This window comes from Streptomyces sp. DG2A-72 (assembly GCF_030499575.1).
Taxonomy (GTDB): Bacteria; Actinomycetota; Actinomycetes; order Streptomycetales; family Streptomycetaceae; genus Streptomyces.
The window spans coordinates 8,512,974-8,533,373 of the sequence record NZ_JASTLC010000001.1; the positions used below are offsets into that span (position 1 = coordinate 8,512,974).

A 20,400-nucleotide genomic window follows, 5' to 3' on the forward strand; every position below is an offset into this window, starting at 1 on the left:
CCTCGCGCACGTGCTCAACGTGACCGGTCTGCTCAAGCGCCTGGTGATCGGCCGGGCAAAGCGCAGCGAGGAGCTTCACGAGACGCTGCTCCCCAAACGGCTCGCCCTGCCGATCTTCGCCTCCGACCCCCTGTCCTCGGTGGCGTACGCGACCCAGGAGATCCTCCTGGTCCTCAGCCTCGGCGGTCTGGCCTACCTGCACTTCACGCCGTGGATCGCGGCTGCCGTCGTGGTCCTGCTGACGGTGGTGGTGCTCTCGTACCGGCAGGTGGTGAGCGCGTATCCCAGCGGCGGCGGCTCGTACGAGGTCGTCTCCACCAACCTGGGCCCCTCGGCCGGGCTGGTGGTCGCCGCCTCGCTGCTCGTCGACTACGTCATGACGGTGGCCGTCTCGGTCGCCTCCGGCGTCGACAACATCATCTCGGCCGTCCCGGAAGTCGCCGACCACCGCGTGGCCATGGCCCTCGGCTTCGTCGCGCTGCTCACCGCCATGAACCTGCGGGGCGTACGCGAGTCAGGGCGGGCCTTTGCCGCTCCGACCTACCTGTTCGTCGGCGGCGTCCTCATCATGATCACGACCGGACTGTTCCGCTACCTGGTCGGTGACGCTCCGGTCGCCGAGTCCGCCAGGTACGGCATCACGGCCGAACCGCACGAAGCGCATCTGACCGGACTGGCGCTGGTGATGCTCGTGCTGCGCGCCTTCTCACAGGGCTGCACCGCGCTGACCGGCGTCGAGGCGATCTCCAACGGGGTGCCCGCTTTCCGCAAACCCAAGCCGAAGAACGCGGCGACCACGATGGCCGTCATGGGAGCCATCTCCATCACCATGTTCGTCGGGGTCACCACACTGGCGCTGATGGCGAAGGTCCACGTCACCGAAGACTCCTGCCGCCTGACCGGTCTCGACGGCAGCTGCGACAGCCACACCCAGCGCACCGTCATCGCCCAGGTCGCGGCCGCCGTCTTCGGCGGCGAGCACAGCATCGGCTTCTACTGCATCCAGGCCGCCACCGCCCTCGTCCTCATCCTCGCCGCGAACACCGCATACAACGGCTTCCCGCTGCTCGCCTCGATCCTGGCCCAACATCGCTACCTGCCCCGCCAGCTGCACAACCGCGGCGACCGGCTCGCCTTCTCCAACGGCATCCTGGCCCTCGCGATCGTCGCCGGCCTGCTGCTGTGGGGCTTCCAGGCCAACGTCACCAACCTCATCCATCTCTACATCCTGGGCGTGTTCACCTCCTTCACGCTCTCCCAGACGGGCATGGTCCGGCACTGGAACCGCGAACTGCGCGCCGAGACCGACCCTGCCCTGCGCCGCCACCACAAGATCACCCGGGTCATCAACGGCACGGGCGCCGTCGTCACCGGCCTGGTCCTGCTGATCGTGCTGGCCACCAAGTTCACTCAGGGTGCCTGGCTCGCGGTCGTCGCCGCGATCGTGCTGTGGGTGACGATGCGCGGCATCCGCCGCCACTACGACGCCACCGCCGCCGAACTCGCCGTCACCGACCCGGCAAGTGAACTCGTCCCGCCCAGCCGCGTCTTCGCCGTCGTCCTCGTCTCCACCATCCACAAGCCGACCCTGCGCGCACTCTCGTATGCTCGCGCTTTCCGCCCCGACCACCTGGAGGCACTCACCGTCTCGGTCGACCGGGACGAGGCGGCCCGGCTGCACGACCGCTGGGAGGAGTACGGCATCGAGGTCCCCTTGAAGATCCTCGACTCTCCCTATCGGGAGGTGACCCGCCCGGTCGTCGACTACGTCCGCTCCATCCACCGCGAGAGCCCGCGCGACATCGTGGCCGTCTTCATCCCCGAGTACGTCGTCGGCCACTGGTGGGAGAACCTCCTCCACAACCAGTCCGCCCTATGGCTCAAGAGCCGTCTGCTCTTCACTCCCGGCGTGATGGTCACCAGCGTCCCCTGGCAGCTGACGTCCTCGGTCCGAGCCGACCGCCCGGCGGCCCGCGCTCCCGGCTCCGTCCGCCGCGGCGAGCCCCCGACCCCGGCGGCACGGCCGGAGAGGCACCCAGGATCCCGGCGGCACCCGTGACCGGTACCGGCGGCGTCCGGCGCACCGCACTGTGTATCGAGCACGCCGCTCCCGGCGGGGCGAACGCGCTCGGTAATCGGAGCGGCGCGGTCCGTGTCCATCGAGGTCGCTGCGTATGTTTGGCGCCAATGACCTGGCCGAGACCCGGAATACGTACGACGCTGGGCACAGGAACGTTTCCAGTAGATGAGGAGCCCGCCGTGCGCGCTCGTGACCTGGCGGTCGAATACGAAACAGTGAGCGTCGACAGCTACGCCATGGACGCGGCCCGGCTGATGGCCGAGCACAAGCTGCCCGGCCTGCTGGTACTCGACGAGCGGGGTGAGCCGAAGGCGATCCTGCCGGCCTCCCAGATGATCAAGGTGCTGGTGCCCGCCTACGTGATCGAGGACCCCACCCTTGCCGCGGTCGTCGACGAGAAGCACGCCGACCGGCTCTGCCAGGCACTGACGGGCCGTCGCGTCGGCGACGTCCTGTCCAGCAAGTCGGCCCTACCGCCGATCGCCGCGCCGGACGACACCGCGCTGGAGGTGGCCGCGCTGATGGCGCAGGTGCGCAGCCCGTTGGTGGCGGTGGCGGAGAAGGCGAAGGACGGTACTCATCTGCTGGGTGTGATCACGGCTTCCCACTTGCTGCACGAACTCCTCGGCGCAGCAGGAGTGGTGAGTCCCCAGTAGCCGCTTCCGGGCCCTGCGGCGCGCAGGGCTATTCCATGCCGGAGGCCCGGAGGACTCCGCGGCACGCATCTCCGTCGATCCGCCGCCCCAGCCGCTCCAGCACCGGCATGCCGCACCGCAGGGTCCCCTGCTTCAGGGATTGGCGGGCACCTTGATCCAGTTGGTGCCACAACAACGGGTTGGCGATCAGGACGCGTGGATCCAGCATCAGCCGCCCGCCCGACGTGTCCGTGAGAATCACGCGCGGGCTGACGCCTTCGGACATGCGCACCGTCACGAGGCGGTTGGTGCGCACCCGGCGGTGGGTCACGAGCCCGCGTGCGTCGAGTCCGCCGTCAGTCGCACTCACCCGCGGCGGCGTCAGGATGATCAGGAGCAGCACGGCGAGCGCGGCCCACCATCCGGCGCGCACGGCGGTGAGCCGCACGAGCCCCCAGTCGAGCAGTACCAGTGCCCCGAAGAGCAACACGCCGCAGAGCACCGCGCTGCGCAACTCCCGTGTCCAGTAACGGTCATGGACCGCCCGAACGGCATCCGCGCGGGTATTACCGCCCACCAAGGCGCTCTTCTTGATGTGCCGTCCCATACGAGTCACATTAGGGACGGCATCAGCTCGTGTCTTCAGCTGTGACAGGCCCGGTTTCGGGCTGACCGGTCAGCCGACGCCGCCCGCGAGAGGTGCTGCCGTGAAGGAACGTCGTCAGCAGTCGGACGGAGTGCGGTTCGCCAAGTCCCGTTGTCGCGGCCTGTGTTCGCTGGAGAACAGCCTGGCGAGTGGACCCGCGAGAGCATGTGCCACCGACCAGCCCACGAGCGCGGACAGCACCAGCAGCATGATGCGTGCCAGGGCGGTGCCGAACCCTGCGACGCCGATCCGGTCCAACACGACCGTTCCGCAGAAGCTGACGAGCCAGCCGCTCACCGTGACGACGGAGGCGGCCACGGCGACCGGTGCTCCTCCGAACACCCTGGCCAGCGCCGGGGTGTCGGCATCGAAGTCGCGTACACCGGCCCGCCCCAGCAGGACCAGGAACCAGAAGCCGAGCGCGACGACAAGAGCAGAGGTGAAGATGACGGTGGGGAACTGTGCGATGGCGTCGATGACCTCCAAGGTTCCTCACCCCCAAGTCTCGCCGTAGTGTCCGGGTTTCCGCGGCCGTTGCCGGGGCCGGGCACCAGGACGCACCCGTGTGTGCGTCAAGGTCATTGTGAAATGGAGCTGTTACTCACCACATTGCTGTGTTGCGGCAGTCTTGACGTCTCGTTGATGCCGGACTGCGATACCCAGGCGTGCCGACTGGTCACTACTCATGCGTCATGATCAGTTCCGGTCACGCGGTGTGCGCTTCGCTGTTGCTGTCACGTGGATATCGGCATCGGGGGAAGGACAAGGGGTGGGCCGACTCGTATATGACGCTGCAGAACAAACGGGCATCGGCGGGAGGGGGTGCGCACCATGAGGCGCATGCCCTCGCTTCCCGACCAGGCCCGGCATCCGGCTCTGCCGGGCCACATGGTGGTGTGCGGCGACGACGCCCTCGCCGAGCGCCTGGCCGCTGAACTGCGGGACTTGTACCGCACGCGGGTCACCGTCGTCCTACCGTCGCTGCCCGGTACCGCCGACACCGGGAACGGTACGGAGGGACGGGCACGGACCGCCGCGCTGCTCGCCCGTATGCAGGCGATCGTCAACCGGGCCACCGACTCGGAGGCCACACAAGGCATCCGCGTCCTTCAGGCCCCACTCCTCGACGAGGAGACGCTCGCCGAGGCCGGTATCGCGCGCGCCGATGCCCTCGCCCTCGTCCATGACGACGACGAGACCAACATCCGCGCCGCGCTCGCGGCCCGCCGCCTCAACCCCCGCCTGCGCCTGGTCATCCGGCTCTACGACCGCAAACTCGGCCAGCACCTGGCCGACTTGCTGGACCAGGCCGCCGCGGTCGCCTCACCCGGCCTCGACCCGGCCGCCCTGGACACCTCCACCACCGTCCTCTCGGACGCGGACACCGCGGCCCCTGCCCTGGCGGCCACGGCCGTCGCGGGCACCAGCAAGGTCGTGCAGGCGGACGGCCTGCTGCTGCGGGCCGTCGAGCGCACCCCGCCAGGACGCGGCGAGGTCGCCGACCCCGGCCTGTGCACGCTCGCGCTGCTCTCCGCCACGGCCAACGACCCGGCGGGAGCGGAGGGTTCGGACGCCAGCGGCCAGGACGGACCGCTGCTGCTGCCGGACGACCGTACCGTCGCCGCTGCCGCCGGCCGTGGCACCGTCGTGCTGGAAACCGTCACGCACGACGGCCCCGAGCGTCTCCCGAGCCGCAGTCTGCCGCTCGGCTCGCTCTTCTCGCGCCGCCTGCGCTGGTCCCTGGCCGGGCTCGTGCTGAGCGTCGTCGGCCTGGCGGTGGCGTCGTGGCTGACCACCGGTGATCACCCCCTGCACGCCGCCTACCTCACCCTCCTCGACCTCTTCGCCATCGGCGACCCGGCCCTCGGCGGTCCCACGGCCCGCCAGGTCCTCCAACTCCTGTCCGGCCTGACGGGACTGCTCCTGTTGCCTGTGCTGCTCGCTGCCGTACTGGAAGGACTCGGCACCTTCCGCACCGCATCCGCCCTGCGCCGCCCGCCGCGCGGTCTGTCCGGCCACGTCGTCCTGCTCGGGCTCGGCAAGATCGGTACCCGCGTCCTGGCCCGGCTGTGCGAACTCGGTATCCCGGTGGTGTGCGTGGAGGAGGACCCCGAGGCACGCGGCATTCCGCTGGCGCGCAGACTGCACGTGCCCACCGTGATCGGCGACGTGACCCAGGAGGGCGTGCTGGAGGCCGCGAAGGTCCACCGCGCGCATGCACTGCTTGCCGTGACCAGCAGCGATACCACCAATCTCGAAGCCGCCCTGTACGCCCGATCCGTACAGCCGGCCCTGCGTGTGTCACTGCGTCTGTACGACGACGCCTTCGCCCTCGCTGTCTACCGCACCCTGCGCGCCGCCCACCCCCGGGCCCTCACCCGCAGCCGGAGCGTGTCCACCCTCGCCGCGCCCGCGTTCGCCGGGGCGATGATGGGCCGCCGGATCCTCGGCGCGATCCCCGTCGAGCGCCGAGTCCTCCTGTTCGCCGCGCTCGACGTGGCGGGGCATCCGCGGCTGGAGGGCCGCACGGTCGCGGAGTCGTTCCGCCCCGGTGCATGGCGCGTCCTGGCCATCGACTCCGCCGCCCCCGACGCACGCCTGCCCGACCTCGCGGCCTCACCGTCGTACGACGGCACCGAGCACCCCAGTGGCCTCCTCTGGGACCTGCATCCCGGCTACGTCCTGCGACCGCAGGACCGCGTGGTGCTGGCCGCCACTCGCCAGGGCCTGGCCGAACTCCTGAGTGCCGGCTCGGGGACCCGCCGACGTTGACTCCTGTTGCGCCAACGGGCGGCTGGACGGCACCCGGCGGGCGGCCGGTGCCGTCGTACGGCTGCGACCTGGAAGCCGTACCGACCGCCGGCAAAAAGCGCTGCCGGCCCGGAACGGCGGGCAACAGACCAGACGGCCCACTGCCCGCTCCGTGTGCTGTGCGCCGGCTCCTCGTCGGTCGTCCTTCGGGAAGGCGCCCGTCCCTGTCGGCCGGCGCGGCAAGCTCGCCCGCTGGCTCGGTGAGCACGGCGAACCGGAGACCGCTGGTCCACAAGGAGTATGAGCACGCCGGTGAACGCGCCCGACAGACACCGGCAATCTTGATGCGCTGGTCATACCGGCTCTCTCACCGGCCCGGGGGTCTGCCACTCTTGTCCCTCGTGCGTCAGGAATACGCCAGCAGGGCGTCAAGAGCAGGGGAGGCCGGGTGACCGGGCGTGAGGTACCCGACGAATATCTGGAGGGCTATGCCCAGATATTGGCCGAGGCGTGCGTGACAGGCCGCCGCCTCACGCGGGACGAGCTGGAGTCCCTGCGAAACCGGGGAGAGCGCGCCGCCGAGGCCGGGCTCGGGCTACGGACTCTCGTCCGTCGGCATCTGTCCGTGACCCGCGGGAGCTGGCCCACCCTCTCTCCCACGGACGCCGATAGCGTGCTCGCCGTCGTGGAGCAGGCGATCGACGCCTTCGCCGAAGGACACGAACGCGCACAGAGGCTCGCCGTGCGGCAGGAGGAGGCCATGCGCCGGGAGTTCATCGATGACCTCCTCTACGGCCGCAGCGACCTGGGCCGCCTGGCCGAACGTGCCGAGCGCTTCGGGCTGCTCCTTTCCCGGGCCCATGCGGTCGCGGTCGCCCAGGGCGGCAAACCGGTGGAGGACACGCACCCGGCCACCCGGCAGGTGGAGAGCGCCCTGATCAGCAGATTCGGTGAGCGGCGCATCCTGCTCACCACCAAGGACGGGCGGCTGGTCTGCATCGCCCCCGGAGAGCAGGACGAGGTCCTGACGTTCTTCGCCAAACAGGCGCACGCAGCCACCGAAGGTGGCCAGGTCGCCATCGGACGCCCCCACCCGGGTGCCGGCGGAGTTGTCCACTCCTACGAAGAGGCCCTCAACGCCCTTGACCTGGCCGACCGGCTGCACATTGACGAGCCGGTACTGCGCGCCGCCGACCTCCTCGTCTACCCGGTGCTGACCCGCGACCGGCAGGCCATGGCCGACCTCGTGCGCAACACCCTGGGCCCACTGCAGTCCGCGCGCGGCGGCGCCCGGCCGCTCGTCGACACGCTCACCGCGTACTTCGACTCGGGTTGTGTCGCGGCCGAAGCGGCCCGCCGCCTGAGCCTGAGCGTGCGCGCCTTCACCTACCGCCTGGAGCGCATCCACAAGCTCACCGGCGCCAACCCGGCCGACTCCGTCCACCGCTACACCCTGCAGACCGCGGTGATCGGCGCTCGGCTCCTGGACTGGCCGGACAGCGACGTGTGACCTCGCCTTGCGTCGCCTCGCGCAGTACGAGGGTCCCCGGCGTGGTTGCCGAGGTACGGAAGGCAAGCAGGGCAGGACTGTGCCGAGAACGGTCCGCGACCCGGACGTGGTGAGCCCGCAGAATCGGTGCATGGCTCAGGGCAGACGGAGGGCGTGTCGATGCTTGTGGTGATCCTCGGGGCGGGTCTTGCCGTGCTCATGGCCTGGGCGATCGGAGTTCTCGTCCGGCGGGAACGCCGACGGCTCGGGACCAGCCCGGAGGCGCAGCGGATCGAGGCGGCCGCCACACGGAGTATTCGCGACACGCGGCGCCGTGTCCGAGCCCTGCACCATCTTGGCGGGGCGGCGGGGATCGGCCGCCTGGACGACCGAGACGTGAAGCACTGACGACAGCGAGTCGGCGGAGGCCGAGCCGAAACACAGATCCGAAGATCGCCCTCCCGAGCACGACTCGCAGCCTTGAATGACCTGTCACTGAACCCGGGTTCAGCGGGGTGACCAGCGATCCAGCACCTGCCGCCACGATCGCCGGAACGATCCCACGAGATGGCGGCACAAAGGGCCGGCCTGGGGCAGGGCGACAGAGGTCTCGTGGGTCATCGCCAGGAAGGACGCCCGCCCGTCCCGGGTCTGCAATGTCGTGCTCCATCGACAGCCGGGGCGATGGACGAGGAGGGAATGGACGAGATCGAGGCCCATACCCTGTCGTTGCCGGGCGTCGCAGACCCAGATGTCCAGGAGGCAAGGTCGTTCGACCCCTCAGACGGACCCACCCGGATCACCTCTCCCAGATGAGGCACGCTCAGGCGCTGCCGCCAGTTCAATGACGTCCACCTTTCCGGTTCTCCGCCTTGTCCGCTTCCGGCCCGGTGGACAGGTTGACGACGTGGGCGACGAGTGCCCCGGCCAGCAGCGCCCACGCCACGGAGGCGGTTCCGGCTGCCCGCCAGCCGCCGATGCAGAGAAGCACCGCCACGGTTGCTCCCGTAGCCATCGGTCGGCGGCGGGCAAGGAAGTACCACTGCCGGCGTGCGCTTCCCGGGTGGCGCATCTCCACCAGCGCGGTTCGGATCACCAGCAGGGCGATGACGGCCACGGGTGTCACCAGCGACGTGTTCATGCGTGTACCTACCTCCTTACGGTCCAGGCGGCCGTTCCCGTGGTGGCTCCGCAGACGACAGGTCAGGCGAGCGCGAAGTAGCGCAGCCACACATAGCCGAGGGCGATGGACACGGTGACGAAGGTGACGGCCAGGCCGTACTTGGTGAACTGCCAGAAGGAGATGGGCTGGCGGTTGCGTTCGGCGATGCCGAGCACGACGACGTTGGCCGAGGCGCCGATGGCGGTGGCGTTGCCGCCGAGGTCGGCGCCGAGGGCGAGCGCCCACCACATGACGTGGTCGCTGCCGCCACCCATGTTCTGGACGAGGTCGCTGGTGATGGGGGCCATGGTGGCGACGTACGGAATGTTGTCGACGATGCCGGAGAGGACGGCGGAGGCGCTCAGCAGGGTGATGGAGCCGCCGAGTTCGTTGTCGCCGATCGCGTCGGCCAGGGACTTGGAGACCTCGCCGATCACGCCGGTCTCGATCAGACCGCCGATCATGATGAAGAGCCCGGCGAAGAAGGCCAGGGTGGGCCACTCCACCTCCTTGAGCACGTCACCGGTGTCCGCCGAGGAGATGGCGATGAGCAGTCCGGCGCCGAGCAGGGCGACGACGCTCGGCTCGTAGTGCAGCACTGGATGCAGGACGAAGCCCGCCACCACCAGCAGGAGCACGATCAGGCCCTGAACGAGGAGTCGGGGATCGTGAATGGCCTCGCGTTCTTCCAGCTCCATGATCTCGGCGGCGCGATCTTCGTCGTAGATGAAGGCTTTGCGGAACATCACGCGGCACATCAGGACGAAGACGACGAGCAGGATCGCCGAGATCGGGGCGAGGTGGACCAGGAAGTCGTTGAACGTGAGGCCGGCGCGGCTGGCGATGATGATGTTGGGCGGGTCGCCGACCAGGGTCGCGGTGCCGCCGATGTTCGAGGCCATGACCTCGGCGATGAGGAACGGGGCGGCGGGCAGGGCCAGACGCTCGCACACCAGCAGCGTGACGGGTGCGATGAGCAGGACCGTCGTCACGTTGTCCAGCAGCGCCGACGCGACCGCCGTGATGACGACGAGCATGGCCATGACCCGGAAGGGTTTGGCGCGTGCCCGCTTCACGGACCAGATCGCCAGGTACTCGAACATGCCCGTCTTCTTCAGCACGCCGACGATCATCATCATGCCCAGCAGCAGGAAGATGACGTTCCAGTCGATCCCGGAATGCTCGGAGTAGAAGGCCGACTTGTCGTCGGTCGCCCTGATGGCCAGCATCAAGCCCGCGCCGCCGAGCGCAACCGCGACGCGGTGGATCTTCTCGCTGATGATCAGGGCGTACGCGCCGACGAAGACGACGATCGCTGCCCAGCTGTGCCAGTCGTTCACGGTCCTCCGATGAAGTGCTCCAAAAGCGCGGTGTCCTTGCGGGCCATCAGCACGGCGATCTGCGAAGGCGGAGCGTCCGGCCGACAACCGCGGGCGTGATACGGCCGCGCAGCCACTCGGTCACCGACCGTCCGGTCAACGCCTCCCTGGCCTCCTTGCCGAAGTGATCGTCGACCACAGAGGCAGGAATCGGCCCAGCAGCGCGGGCGACTCTTCCCGTAACAGCAGCCGGGCCGCGTCGAGCGCGTCGTCGTAGGCGGACGAGCTGGGGTAGGAGGTGGCCAGATCATGTGCGCGCATCGGCGTGGTGCTCCTTCGGCTGTGCGTCGGCGTCCTCGCGCCCGGACGGGATTCCGGCCAGCTCGTCGACGTCGAACGCGCGGGCGATCGGCACGTCCGTCGAGCTGTGCGCGATGATCGAGAAGGCGATGCACACCGCTATCAGCGTGAACGCCTCTTCCGCCCGCGGGATACCGGACTGCAGCACCAGCAGGCCGTAGACCACCGACGCGAAGCCCTTCGGGCCGAACCAGGCCGCCACCAGCCTCTCCTTGCGGGAGAGGCTCGTACCGATCAGCGACAGCAGCAGCGAAGCCGGCCGGATCAGCACGATCGCCAGGACCACCGCCACGTAGCCGCCGAACGACAGGTCGCCGAAGAGTTGCGGAGTCAGCAGCGCACCGAACACCAGCAGTGCCGCGAACTTCGCCAGCTCCGCCAGCGCCTCGCCCAGCGGCTCGAACGACTCCTTCGCCTCCGCGGACACGTGCACCAGCGCCGCGCCCGCCGAGAACGCCGCCAGGTACGGGTTGGCGTGGGTGAGGTGGCAGACCGCGTACAGGATGATCCCGGTCGCCAGTGGCAGCAGCGGTTGCAGCTTCGGCTCGGCGCCCAGGAGGCGCAGGCGCATCAGCGCGTTGACGAGGAGTGGCAGCGCGACGCCGAAGACGAGGCCCAGCAGCAGCTCCAGGACGATCTTCCCGGGGGATGCCTCAGCACTGTCGGCCGTCGGACCGGCGGCCGCGATCAGGATGAGGACGACCGGCAGGGCGAGCCCGTCGTTGATGCCGCTCTCCACGTTCAGCAACTGCCGCAGCTTCGCCGGCACTTCCCTGCGTCCGACGATCGCCGAGGCGAACACCGGGTCGGTCGGCGCCAGGACGGCTCCGACCAGGAACGAGGTCGTCCAGTCCAGGCCCACCAGGAAGTGCGTGACCAGGGCCATGAAGACGAACGCCAGCGGCATGCCCAGCCCGAGGGCACGGGCGGGGTTCTTCCAGTTGGCCCGCAGCTTGGGCAGCGACACGTGCATGCCGTCGGTGAACAGCACCGCGAACAGCGCCAGATCGGCCGTCACGTGCACGATCTCGCTGTCCGGCGTGATGTGGATCAGCCCAAGAAAGCCATCACTGACCAGGGCTCCGCCGACCAGGAAGAGGAAGGAGGTGGAGAGCACCGTCCGTGCCGCCAGGCCGGACAACAGCACCGCCACCAGCAGTGCGGCACCGAACACCGCTACGAGCACCATGACGGACACCCCGATCGGAAGAGAGATTGATCCCCTGCTCGCCGACCAGGCTTCCCGGCACACCGGGGCGAACCCTACCTGTCCTTGACGCGTTTTTGACAGATCGCCAACAGGCACACTGTGCTGGGTGCCATTGCCGGATCCCGGCAATGGCGAAGGCGTGACCTGCGCCGACGCTGATTCTCAGGTGCGCCGGGAAGCCTGGGTCGGCAGTCGGCCGCCCTCTGCCCTGAAGCCGGGTGCCAGACCGTCCACCAGTCCGGCCGAGTTCCTCGCGCAGTGCGTCAACTCGGCGCCGGCTGGGCCGCGTACCTCTTGCCCTTCCAGCCTCCGCGGTGCTGGTGGCCGCGGGGACGTACCGCTTCAACGGCCGCCGGGATGCTGGGCGACTTCCTGCTCCTGCCGAGATTCCGGCCTGGCTTCTGCCTGCGGGTCACGCGTTGCAAGATCTCAGGCAGGCGCTCGGCGGCGACGGATGGGGGCACGCTCGACGGGACGGCCGGATGTGAACGGCCGGCCTTTGGGTCCTGGTGCTGCGCGGGCGGCTTGGCCACGTGGAGGGCAGAGGGAGGTCATGGTCGGTTAGGGTCGCCTCGTGGGGACGAAGCGGCTCCGTCCCCGTGAAATTGATTGACCTCGGGTGCGTCGCGGCTGTGAAGGAGTCGGCTGATGCGTCCTCGTTGTGCCCTGATGTGCCCTCGCGGTGGGTGATCTGGGTAAAGGTGCAGGTCAGAGGCGTGTTCTGGGGGTACAGTGCGATTGAGAGTGGAGTTCACGACCGAGCCCTTCGACCTGGACGAGGCACCCGCGCACGCGCTGGTGGCCCGCGAGGTCATCGAGGCCGCCGAGCTGGACGCGGTGGACGTCGGGCCGTTCGGCAACACGGCGGAAGGCCCCGCCGATGCCGTGCTCACCGCCGTGGACGCGCTGTTGCGCAAGACCTTGGAGTCGGGTGCCACCCGGGTCTCGCTCCAGGTCAATGTGATCGGGGAGGGTGAGCGGTGAGTGAGGACGAGCCCTTCATCACGGCCGTGAAGCCGCTGGTCGACGCCATGGGCGGCATGATGCTCCCGCCCGACGAGGCCGGTCCCGACGACGTCGTGCTCTCCTGGGACGGCGCCGACGTCGTCGCCGTACGGCTGCCGCAGCTGGCCGACTCCCTCGATCACATCCTGGCCGCCATGGAGCGCAAGCAGGGCAAGCCGCTGGCCGACCTGGACCGCAAGGCGAAGCAGGAGGTCGTACGGATACTGGAGGCGCGCGGCGCCTTCTCCGTGCGGCACGGTGTCGAGACCGTGGCGGGTGCGCTCGGCGTCAGCCGGTTCACCGTCTACAACTATCTGAACCGCGAGAAGGGGGCCTGAGCGCGAGGCTCAGGGGTCGGGGTCGCTCCGCCGGGCTTTGTTACCCGGAATTTTCAACAAAGTGTTGACGTCGTGTTTCGAAGGGCGTTAGCTAGCGGCAGCCCGCTCAAGCACGCACGGCCGGTTACGGCCACGGAGGCTCCCGTGACTTCGACTTCCACGCCCCCGGGTCTGGCCCGGTTCAACGCCCTGGAGGAGCACGCGGCGTTCGCCGCACTGCACGAGGCCTGCGCCGCCACCGCCTGGGCCCGGCGACTGCTCGCCGCCCGCCCGTACGCCACCCCCGAGGACCTCTACGCCACCAGCGATGTCGCGATGGCCGAGCTGACCGCCGTAGACCTCGAAGAGGCGATGGCCGGGCACCCGCCGATCGGCCGCCCCAAGCCGGGCGATCCGGCCTCGGCCCGGGAGCAGCGCGGCATGGCCGGCGCCTCCGAGGGACTCAAGGCGGAGATGCTGGAACTGAACCTGGCCTACCAGGAGAAGTTCGGCCATGTCTTTCTGATCTGCGCAACCGGCCGGACCGGCGAGCAGATGCGGGACGCGGTCAAGGAGCGGATCGGGAACTCGCCGGAGCAGGAGCGGGAGATCGTCCGCACCGAGCTGGGGAAGATCAACCGGATCCGGCTCGCCCGACTCGTCGAAGAGGATGCCTGACGCCATGAGCACCAGCACCACCGCCTCCGTGTCCACGCACATCCTGGACACCAGCGTCGGCCGCCCCGCCGAGGGCGTCGCCGTCCGGCTCGCGGCCCGGTCGGGTCGTGCCGCGGACTGGCGGGCGCTCGGCGGATCCGCGACCGACGCGGACGGCCGGTGCAAGGACCTCCCGGCGCTGCCGGAGGGGACCACACACGTACGGCTCGACTTCGCGGTGGAGCCGTATTTCGAGAAGAAGCAAGCCGATGCGCAGCAGGACGCCCCCGCGAATCGGGACAGCGGTGCCGTGTTCTTCCCCGAGGTGGCGATCACCTTCGCCGTACAGCCCGGGGAGCACTACCACGTGCCGCTGCTGCTCAACCCGTTCGGCTACTCCGTTTACCGAGGGAGCTAGCAGACAATGCCCACGATTCTCGGCCAGAACCAGTACGGGAAAGCAGAGAACCGCGTCGTAAAGATCACGCGGGACGGCGCCACCCACCACATCAAGGACCTGAACGTATCCGTGGCGCTCTCCGGCGACATGGACGAGGTCCACTACTCCGGCTCCAACGCCAACTGCCTGCCGACCGACACCACCAAGAACACGGTGTACGCGTTCGCCAAGGAGCACGGCATCGAGTCCGCCGAGCAGTTCGGCATTCACCTCGCCCGCCACTTCGTGACCTCGCAGGAGCCGATCCACCGCGCCCGGATCCGTATCGAGGAATACGCCTGGGAGCGGATCGAGAGCGCCGACGCCAATTCCCAGTTCATCGGCGCCGACGAGGTCAAGCACTCGTTCGTACGGAAGGGCCAGGAGACCCGGCTGACCCAGATCACGTACGACGGCTCGCAGTGGGAGGTCGTCTCCGGCCTCAAGGACCTCGTCGTGATGAACTCGACGAACTCCGAATTCTGGGGCTACGTCAAGGACAAGTACACCACGCTCCCGGAGGCGTACGACCGCATCCTGGCCACGCAGGTCTCCGGCCGCTGGCGGTTCAACTGGTCCGACGACGAGCAGAAGATGCCCAACTGGGAGAAGTCCTACGAGCAGACCAAGAAGCACATGCTCCAGGCCTTCGCCGAGACCTACTCGCTCTCGCTCCAGCAGACCCTGTACCAAATGGGTGCGCGGATCATCAATAACCGCAGTGAGATCGACGAGGTCCGTTTCTCGCTCCCGAACAAGCACCACTTCCTGGTGGACCTGGAGCCGTTCGGGCTGAAGAACGACAATGAGGTGTACTTCGCCGCCGACCGCCCGTACGGCCTGATCGAGGCCACCATCCTGCGGGACGGCTGCGAGGCGAGGATCCCGGTCGATCTCAGCAACCTCTGATCAATTCCATATCCTCGGCACCCGCGGCCGGTGAGTTTCCTTACCGGCCGCGGTACTCAAATTCCCCAGGGTCCTGCCGTGCCCTCTCACTGTGAGTCCACTGAGCGAAAAGGACGCATCATGGCAGCAGCCCAGCGCATCGTCATCGAGAACTGTTCGATCGCGACGGTCGACGCCACCGACACCGAGTACGCCACGGGGTATCTGGTCGTCGCCGGCAACCGCATCGAGGCGCTCGGCCCGGGCAGGGCCCCCGAGGGCCTGGAGAACGTCGTACGCCGGATCGACGCCACCGGCCATCTGGTGACCCCCGGTCTGGTCAACACCCACCACCACTTCTACCAGTGGATCACCCGGGGCCTGGCCACCGACCACAACCTCTTCAACTGGCTCGTCGCGCTGTACCCGACCTGGGCGCGCATCGACGAGCCGATGGTGTACTCGGCCGCGCAGGGCTCTCTGGCGATGATGGCCCGCGGCGGTGTCACCACCGCCATGGACCACCACTACGTCTTCCCGAAGGACTCCAGCGACCTGTCCGGTGCGATCATCCGCGCCGCCCGCGAGACGGGCGTCCGCTTCACCCTCGCCCGCGGCTCCATGGACCGCAGCGAGAAGGACGGCGGACTGCCGCCGGACTTCGCCGTCGAGACCCTGGACGGTGCGCTCGCCGCGACCGAGGCGACCGTGAAGGAGCACCATGACGCCTCCTTCGACGCGATGACCCAGGTCGCCGTCGCGCCCTGCTCGCCCTTCTCCGTCTCCACCGAACTCCTCCGCGACGGCGCCCAGTTGGCCCGCCGTCTCGGTGTACGGCTGCACACGCACGGATCGGAGACGGTCGAGGAGGAGCAGTTCTGCAAGGAGCTGTTCGGCATGGGCCCGACCGACTACTTCGAGTCCACGGGCTGGCTCGGCGAGGACGTGTGGATGGCGCACTGCGTCCACATGAACGACTCCGACATCGCCGCGTTCGCCCGTACGAAGACCGGTGTCGCCCACTGTCCCTCGTCCAACGCCCGGCTCGCGGCCGGTATCGCCCGCGTCCCCGACATGCTCGCCGCCGGCGTCCCGGTCGGCCTCGGCGTCGACGGCACCGCGTCCAACGAGTCCGGCGAACTCCACACCGAACTGCGCAACGCGCTCCTCATCAACCGGCTCGGCGCGCACCGGGAAGCGGCGCTGAACGCCCGGCAGGCGCTGCGCCTCGGCACGTACGGCGGCGCCCAAGTCCTCGGCCGCAGCGCCGAGATCGGCTCGCTGGAGCCGGGCAAGCTGGCCGACCTGGTGCTGTGGAAGCTGGACACCCTGGCCCACGCCTCGATCGCCGACCCGGTGACCGCGCTGGTCTTCGGCGCCGCCGCTCCGGTCACCGCCTCGTTCGTGAACGGCCGTCAGATCGTCGAGAACGGGCGGCTGCTGCACGTCGACGAGGATGCCATCGCGCGGTCGACGCGGCAGGAAGCGCAGCGGCTGGCGCGGATCGCTGCGGGACGCTGAGCGCTTGGCTGGAGGCTGCGGCACGCCGTCGGTCGCCTGCGGCACCGTCGTGGCTGGTCGCGCAGTTCCCCGCGCCCCTGCGGGGCGCTGCCAAGCCCGCTTAGCCGTACGGCTACTTGAGCTCCGGCCGGGAGGGACGGCTCCCGGTCGGTAGCCGTGGACCCCACCAGGGTCCGCGGCGGCCGTCGCCGGGGTGCGCATGGACGTGCGCGCCCCGGAACGGTCTCCGTCCCCTTCCCCCAACGGTCCCGCACGACCGCGCATCACCTCCTTGAAACCCACGTCAGAGCCGACGTGCTGTCAACCGACCGGAGGAGCCGCCCGTGTCCGCCCATCCCGTCGACGAAAAACTCCCCGCCGCCAAGATGGCGACGACCGGCCTGCAACATGTGGCCGCGATGTACGCGGGAGTCGTCGCCCCACCTCTGATCATCGGCGCGGCCATCGGCCTCTCCGGCACCGAACTGACCTTCCTCACCGGCGCCTGCCTGTTCACCGCGGGCCTCGCCACGTTCCTCCAGACCATCGGCATCTGGAAGATCGGCGCCCGGCTGCCGTTCGTCAACGGCGTCACCTTCGCCGGTGTCGCCCCCATGACCGCGATCGTCGCCTCCACCGAGGACAAGTCCGACGCGCTGCCGATCATCTTCGGCGCCGTGATCGTGGCGGGGCTCCTCGGCTTCATCGCAGCCCCCTTCTTCAGCAAGGCGGTCCGCTTCTTCCCGCCGGTCGTCACGGGGACGGTGATCACGCTCATAGGTGTGTCACTGCTGCCGGTGGCCTTCGGCTGGGCGCATGGTCCCGACCCCGCCGCGGACGACTACGGCTCGACGACCTACCTGGGTCTGGCGGCGGCAACGCTCGTGATCGTGCTGCTCCTGCGCCGCTTCACCCGCGGCTTCGTCAAGCAGATCGCCGTCCTGCTCGGCCTGGTCGTGGGCACGCTCGTCGCGATCCCGTTCGGGGCCACGGACTTCAGCCCGGTCGCGGACGCGGCTGTCATCGGCTTCCCGACGCCGTTCCACTTCGGCGCCCCGCAGTTCCAGGTCGCCGCGATCGTGTCGATGTGCGTCGTGATGGTGGTCTCGATGACCGAATCGACCGCCGACATGCTGGCGTTGGGCGAGATCGTCGAGCGCCCGGCCGACGAGAAGACCATCGCGGCGGGCCTGCGCGCCGACACCCTCGGTTCGGCGCTCAGCCCTCTCTTCAACGGCTTCATGTGCAGCGCCTTCGCACAGAACATCGGCCTGGTCGCGATGACGAGGATCCGCAGCCGGTACGTCGTCGCCACCGGCGGCGGATTCCTGGTGCTGATGGGCCTGTGCCCGGTGGCCGCCTCGCTGATCGCCGTCGTACCGCGCCCGGTGCTCGGCGGCGCGGGCGTGGTCCTGTTCGGCTCGGTCGCCACGAGCGGCATCCAGACGCTGGTGAAGGCGGGCCTGGAGAAGGACAACAACGTCCTGATCGTGGCCGTCTCCCTGGCCGTCGGCATCATCCCGATCACCGCGCCGGAGTTCTACCACGCCTTCCCGGAGACGACGAAGATCGTCCTGGACTCGGGCATCTCCACGGGCTGTGTGGCCGCGGTGATCCTGAACCTCCTCTTCAACCACCTGGGCAAGCGGCGGGACGCCCAGGACGTCACCCATCCCATGGAGGCCGGTGAACACATCGCCGCCGCCCCCTGAACCGGGGCGCGCGTCGAGGAAGTCACTGTGCGGTGCCGGGCCATGCCATGAGGTTCGCGAAGAGCTCCGCCTGCTCGATCGCGTCGTCCAGCGCATGGTGCGTGTGCCGGCGCCGCGACAGCAGCTCACGCGGCATGGTCCCCTTGGCCACCGCCCGCAACGGCAGCCCGGCCTTCGTCGCGTACAGCGTCTTCATGTCCAGGCAGCCGGAATGCCCGAACGGGCTCGCGCCGGTGAAGCGGATCAGGTACCAGTACAGGAACGTCCAGTCGTACGGCGCAGGGTACCCGCACATCACCGGCTGCGCGCCGGCGCTGACCTCGCGCACCCAGTCGCTGAACTCGGCGAGGGCGACTGCCGGTTCACTGCCCTCCCGCTGGAGGCGCTCCCGGTCCAGCCCGCTGACGGCCAGCGCCTCCGGCACGAACTCCGCACTGATCGGGCGCAGCTCCCGATAGAAGGTGCGCTGCGCCGGATCGGCCGGCGTGAAACCGTCGGCGTCCTGCACTCCGGCCACCGCCGCGCCGAAGCTGAGCATGGAGTACGGACCGGGGATCGGGCCGTCCGCTTCGATGTCGACGGAGATGTAGAGGCTGGGTCTGGAACGTCGTGCGCTCATGGAGTGGGAGCTTCCCAGGTGGCCGGCCTTCCCGCATCCGGATTCCGCCGAGACCGTCACCGGGACCCGCCCTCGCGACGAAGAGCCCCAATCCGTCGCAGTCATGGGAGTTTGTTGCTCTGCCGTGTTCGCAGCACGGCCGTCGCCAGTACCAGCGCCCCCACCGCGATCACCGTCGCCACCCGGAACGCCAGCTGATATCCCTCCGCAGTGGCCGCCACCGAGTCCGCGCCCCCGTCGAGCAGCCCGTCCGTCCGGCTCGCCGCCAGTGTGGAGAGCACCGCGAGCCCCAGTGAACCTCCCACCACCTGCGTGGTGTTGAACAACCCGGAGGCCAGGCCCGCGTCCTCCTCGTGGGCTCCGGACATCGCGAGCCCGGTCAGCGCGGGCATCGCGGCGGCGAAGCCGGTGGCGAGCAGGAGGAGCGGCGGGAGTACGTCCGTGAGGTACGAGCCGTTCACGGGGGCGCGGCTCAGCAGGGCCATGCCCGCGACGATGAGCGCCAGACCGGTCAGCAGGACCCTGTACGCCCCGTAGCGGCCGATGGTCCGCGCGGACAGGCCCAGCATCAGTACGCCGATCGCGACCGGGGCCGGCAGGAAGGCCGTACCAGTGGCCAACTCACCGTAGCCGAGGACCCGTTGGACGTAGAGGGCGCCGATGAACTGGAAGCCGTACATGGTCGCGATCATCAGGATCTGGACGGCGTTCGCGCCGGTCAGCAGGCGGGAGGAGAAGAGGCGCAGCCGGAGCAGGGGGCGGGCGGCGCGGGCCTGGCGGAGCGTGAACGCCACGAACAGGGTGAGGGCGAGCGCGGCCAGGAGCAGGGTGGCGGTCAGATCGCGGTCGCCGGAGCCGACGATGACATACACCGTGAGCATCAGCGCGCCGGTGACCAGCGCCGCTCCCGGATAGTCGGCGCCCCGGTCCAGCCCCTCGCCCCGGTCCGGCGCCAGGACGCGCAGCGCCGCCAGCCATGCAGCCACGCCGATCGGCAGGTTGATCAGGAAGATCCAGTGCCAGCCGAGGGCCTGCGTCAGCGCCCCGCCGAGAAACGTGCCGAGCGCCCCGCCCGCCGCGCCGACCGCGCTGAACACCGCGATCGCGCGGGCCTGTTCACGCGGCTGTGGGAACAGCGCGACCAGCATGCCGAGGACGACCGCCGAGGTCATGGCCCCGCCCACCCCTTGCAGGGCACGCGCCGCGATCAGCGCGCCCTGGCTGGTGGCGATCCCGCACAGCACGGAGGCCGCCGTGAACACCGCGAGCCCCGTGGCGAACATCCGCTTGCGGCCCATCAGGTCACCGAGCCGGCCGGCCAGCAACAGCAGGCCGCCGAACGGGATCAGATAGGCGTTGACGACCCAGGCGAGGCCCGGACCGCTGTAACCCAGGTCGCTCTGGATCGCCGGCATCGCGACCGTGACGATATTGCCGTCGAGGATCGTCATCAGCGTCCCGGCGCACAGCACGACGAGGGACGCCCAGCGGGAGTACGTTCGGTGTGGCGCGTGGGTGGGGCGCTCGGTCAGGGACGACATGGCGGTCCGGCCTCCGTATTCTCCGTGAGTCTCCATGGACCCATAGGTGCACGTCTTGTAACGGGGTACA

Annotated in this window: 20 protein-coding genes; 12 read left to right on the top strand and 8 right to left on the bottom strand. The window is 69.3% G+C overall.

Going from position 1 to position 20,400, the window contains the following annotated elements:
• Window positions 1–10 precede the first annotated feature (10 nt).
• Both QQY66_RS40455 and QQY66_RS40460 read left to right on the top strand, forming a co-directional pair.
• Window positions 11–2,059, top strand: coding sequence for an APC family permease (locus QQY66_RS40455; protein WP_301985380.1), 2,049 nt, complete (start codon window positions 11–13; stop codon window positions 2,057–2,059).
• A gap of 200 nt (window positions 2,060–2,259) precedes the next feature.
• Window positions 2,260–2,736: a CBS domain-containing protein gene (locus QQY66_RS40460; protein ID WP_301985381.1), complete on the top strand. Its 477-nt coding sequence runs from the start codon at window positions 2,260–2,262 to the stop codon at window positions 2,734–2,736.
• A 28-nt stretch (window positions 2,737–2,764) separates the two neighbouring features.
• On the opposite strand, the gene QQY66_RS40465 is transcribed toward QQY66_RS40460, so the two are convergent.
• Together QQY66_RS40465 and QQY66_RS40470 are read right to left on the bottom strand one after the other, a co-directional pair.
• A complete protein-coding gene (locus tag QQY66_RS40465) occupies window positions 2,765–3,322 on the bottom strand; it encodes a hypothetical protein (protein WP_301985382.1) in 558 nt (185 codons plus the stop codon).
• A gap of 114 nt (window positions 3,323–3,436) precedes the next feature.
• The gene (locus tag QQY66_RS40470) at window positions 3,437–3,847 is read right to left on the bottom strand and encodes a hypothetical protein (RefSeq protein ID WP_301985383.1); all 411 of its coding nucleotides are present in this window, start codon (window positions 3,845–3,847) and stop codon (window positions 3,437–3,439) included.
• A gap of 354 nt (window positions 3,848–4,201) precedes the next feature.
• Here QQY66_RS40470 and QQY66_RS40475 point away from each other — a divergent pair, with 354 nt between their 5' ends.
• From QQY66_RS40475 to QQY66_RS40485, 3 genes are all read left to right on the top strand, one after another.
• A complete protein-coding gene (locus tag QQY66_RS40475) occupies window positions 4,202–6,133 on the top strand; it encodes an NAD(P)-binding protein (protein ID WP_301985384.1) in 1,932 nt (643 codons plus the stop codon).
• A 427-nt stretch (window positions 6,134–6,560) separates the two neighbouring features.
• On the top strand, window positions 6,561–7,622 hold the full coding sequence (locus QQY66_RS40480) for a CdaR family transcriptional regulator (RefSeq protein ID WP_301985385.1): 1,062 nt from the start codon (window positions 6,561–6,563) through the stop codon (window positions 7,620–7,622).
• Window positions 7,623–7,775: 153 nt separating this feature from the next.
• On the top strand, window positions 7,776–8,009 hold the full coding sequence (locus QQY66_RS40485) for a hypothetical protein (RefSeq protein ID WP_301985386.1): 234 nt from the start codon (window positions 7,776–7,778) through the stop codon (window positions 8,007–8,009).
• A 433-nt stretch (window positions 8,010–8,442) separates the two neighbouring features.
• Here the strand turns inward: QQY66_RS40485 and QQY66_RS40490 are convergent, their stop codons facing one another.
• From QQY66_RS40490 to QQY66_RS40505, 4 genes are all read right to left on the bottom strand, one after another.
• Complete coding sequence (locus QQY66_RS40490) at window positions 8,443–8,742, bottom strand: hypothetical protein (RefSeq protein ID WP_301985387.1); 300 nt, start codon at window positions 8,740–8,742, stop codon at window positions 8,443–8,445.
• Between the two features lie 62 nt (window positions 8,743–8,804).
• Entirely contained in the window at window positions 8,805–10,103 is a 1,299-nt protein-coding gene (locus tag QQY66_RS40495; RefSeq protein WP_301985388.1) for an ArsB/NhaD family transporter, read from the bottom strand.
• A 135-nt stretch (window positions 10,104–10,238) separates the two neighbouring features.
• Window positions 10,239–10,403, bottom strand: coding sequence for a hypothetical protein (locus QQY66_RS40500; RefSeq protein ID WP_301985389.1), 165 nt, complete (start codon window positions 10,401–10,403; stop codon window positions 10,239–10,241).
• On the bottom strand, window positions 10,390–11,631 hold the full coding sequence (locus QQY66_RS40505; RefSeq protein WP_301985390.1) for a sodium:proton antiporter: 1,242 nt from the start codon (window positions 11,629–11,631) through the stop codon (window positions 10,390–10,392). The genes QQY66_RS40500 and QQY66_RS40505 overlap by 14 nt, the downstream gene beginning before the upstream one ends.
• 753 nt (window positions 11,632–12,384) lie before the next feature.
• On the opposite strand from QQY66_RS40505, the gene QQY66_RS40510 reads away from it, so the two are divergent.
• From QQY66_RS40510 to QQY66_RS40540, 7 genes are all read left to right on the top strand, one after another.
• On the top strand, window positions 12,385–12,636 hold the full coding sequence (locus QQY66_RS40510) for a hypothetical protein (RefSeq protein WP_301985392.1): 252 nt from the start codon (window positions 12,385–12,387) through the stop codon (window positions 12,634–12,636).
• Window positions 12,637–12,683: 47 nt separating this feature from the next.
• Entirely contained in the window at window positions 12,684–12,995 is a 312-nt protein-coding gene (locus QQY66_RS40515; RefSeq protein WP_155060317.1) for a helix-turn-helix domain-containing protein, read from the top strand.
• Window positions 12,996–13,139: 144 nt separating this feature from the next.
• Window positions 13,140–13,652, top strand: coding sequence for a 2-oxo-4-hydroxy-4-carboxy-5-ureidoimidazoline decarboxylase (gene uraD / locus QQY66_RS40520; RefSeq protein ID WP_301985393.1), 513 nt, complete (start codon window positions 13,140–13,142; stop codon window positions 13,650–13,652).
• 4 nt (window positions 13,653–13,656) lie between these two features.
• Window positions 13,657–14,049 carry a hydroxyisourate hydrolase gene (gene uraH, locus QQY66_RS40525; protein ID WP_301985394.1) on the top strand — a complete coding sequence of 131 codons (393 nt, stop codon included), beginning with the start codon at window positions 13,657–13,659 and terminating at the stop codon, window positions 14,047–14,049.
• Between the two features lie 6 nt (window positions 14,050–14,055).
• A complete protein-coding gene (gene pucL / locus QQY66_RS40530) occupies window positions 14,056–14,979 on the top strand; it encodes a factor-independent urate hydroxylase (protein WP_301985395.1) in 924 nt (307 codons plus the stop codon).
• 120 nt (window positions 14,980–15,099) lie between these two features.
• The gene (locus QQY66_RS40535; protein ID WP_301985397.1) at window positions 15,100–16,479 is read left to right on the top strand and encodes an 8-oxoguanine deaminase; all 1,380 of its coding nucleotides are present in this window, start codon (window positions 15,100–15,102) and stop codon (window positions 16,477–16,479) included.
• A gap of 323 nt (window positions 16,480–16,802) precedes the next feature.
• A complete protein-coding gene (locus QQY66_RS40540; protein WP_301985398.1) occupies window positions 16,803–18,170 on the top strand; it encodes a nucleobase:cation symporter-2 family protein in 1,368 nt (455 codons plus the stop codon).
• A gap of 22 nt (window positions 18,171–18,192) precedes the next feature.
• Here the strand turns inward: QQY66_RS40540 and QQY66_RS40545 are convergent, their stop codons facing one another.
• Both QQY66_RS40545 and QQY66_RS40550 read right to left on the bottom strand, forming a co-directional pair.
• Entirely contained in the window at window positions 18,193–18,789 is a 597-nt protein-coding gene (locus QQY66_RS40545) for a 3'-5' exoribonuclease (RefSeq protein WP_301985399.1), read from the bottom strand.
• Between the two features lie 101 nt (window positions 18,790–18,890).
• Window positions 18,891–20,240 carry an MFS transporter gene (locus QQY66_RS40550; RefSeq protein WP_301987655.1) on the bottom strand — a complete coding sequence of 450 codons (1,350 nt, stop codon included), beginning with the start codon at window positions 20,238–20,240 and terminating at the stop codon, window positions 18,891–18,893.
• Between the last annotated feature and the right edge of the window lie 160 nt (window positions 20,241–20,400).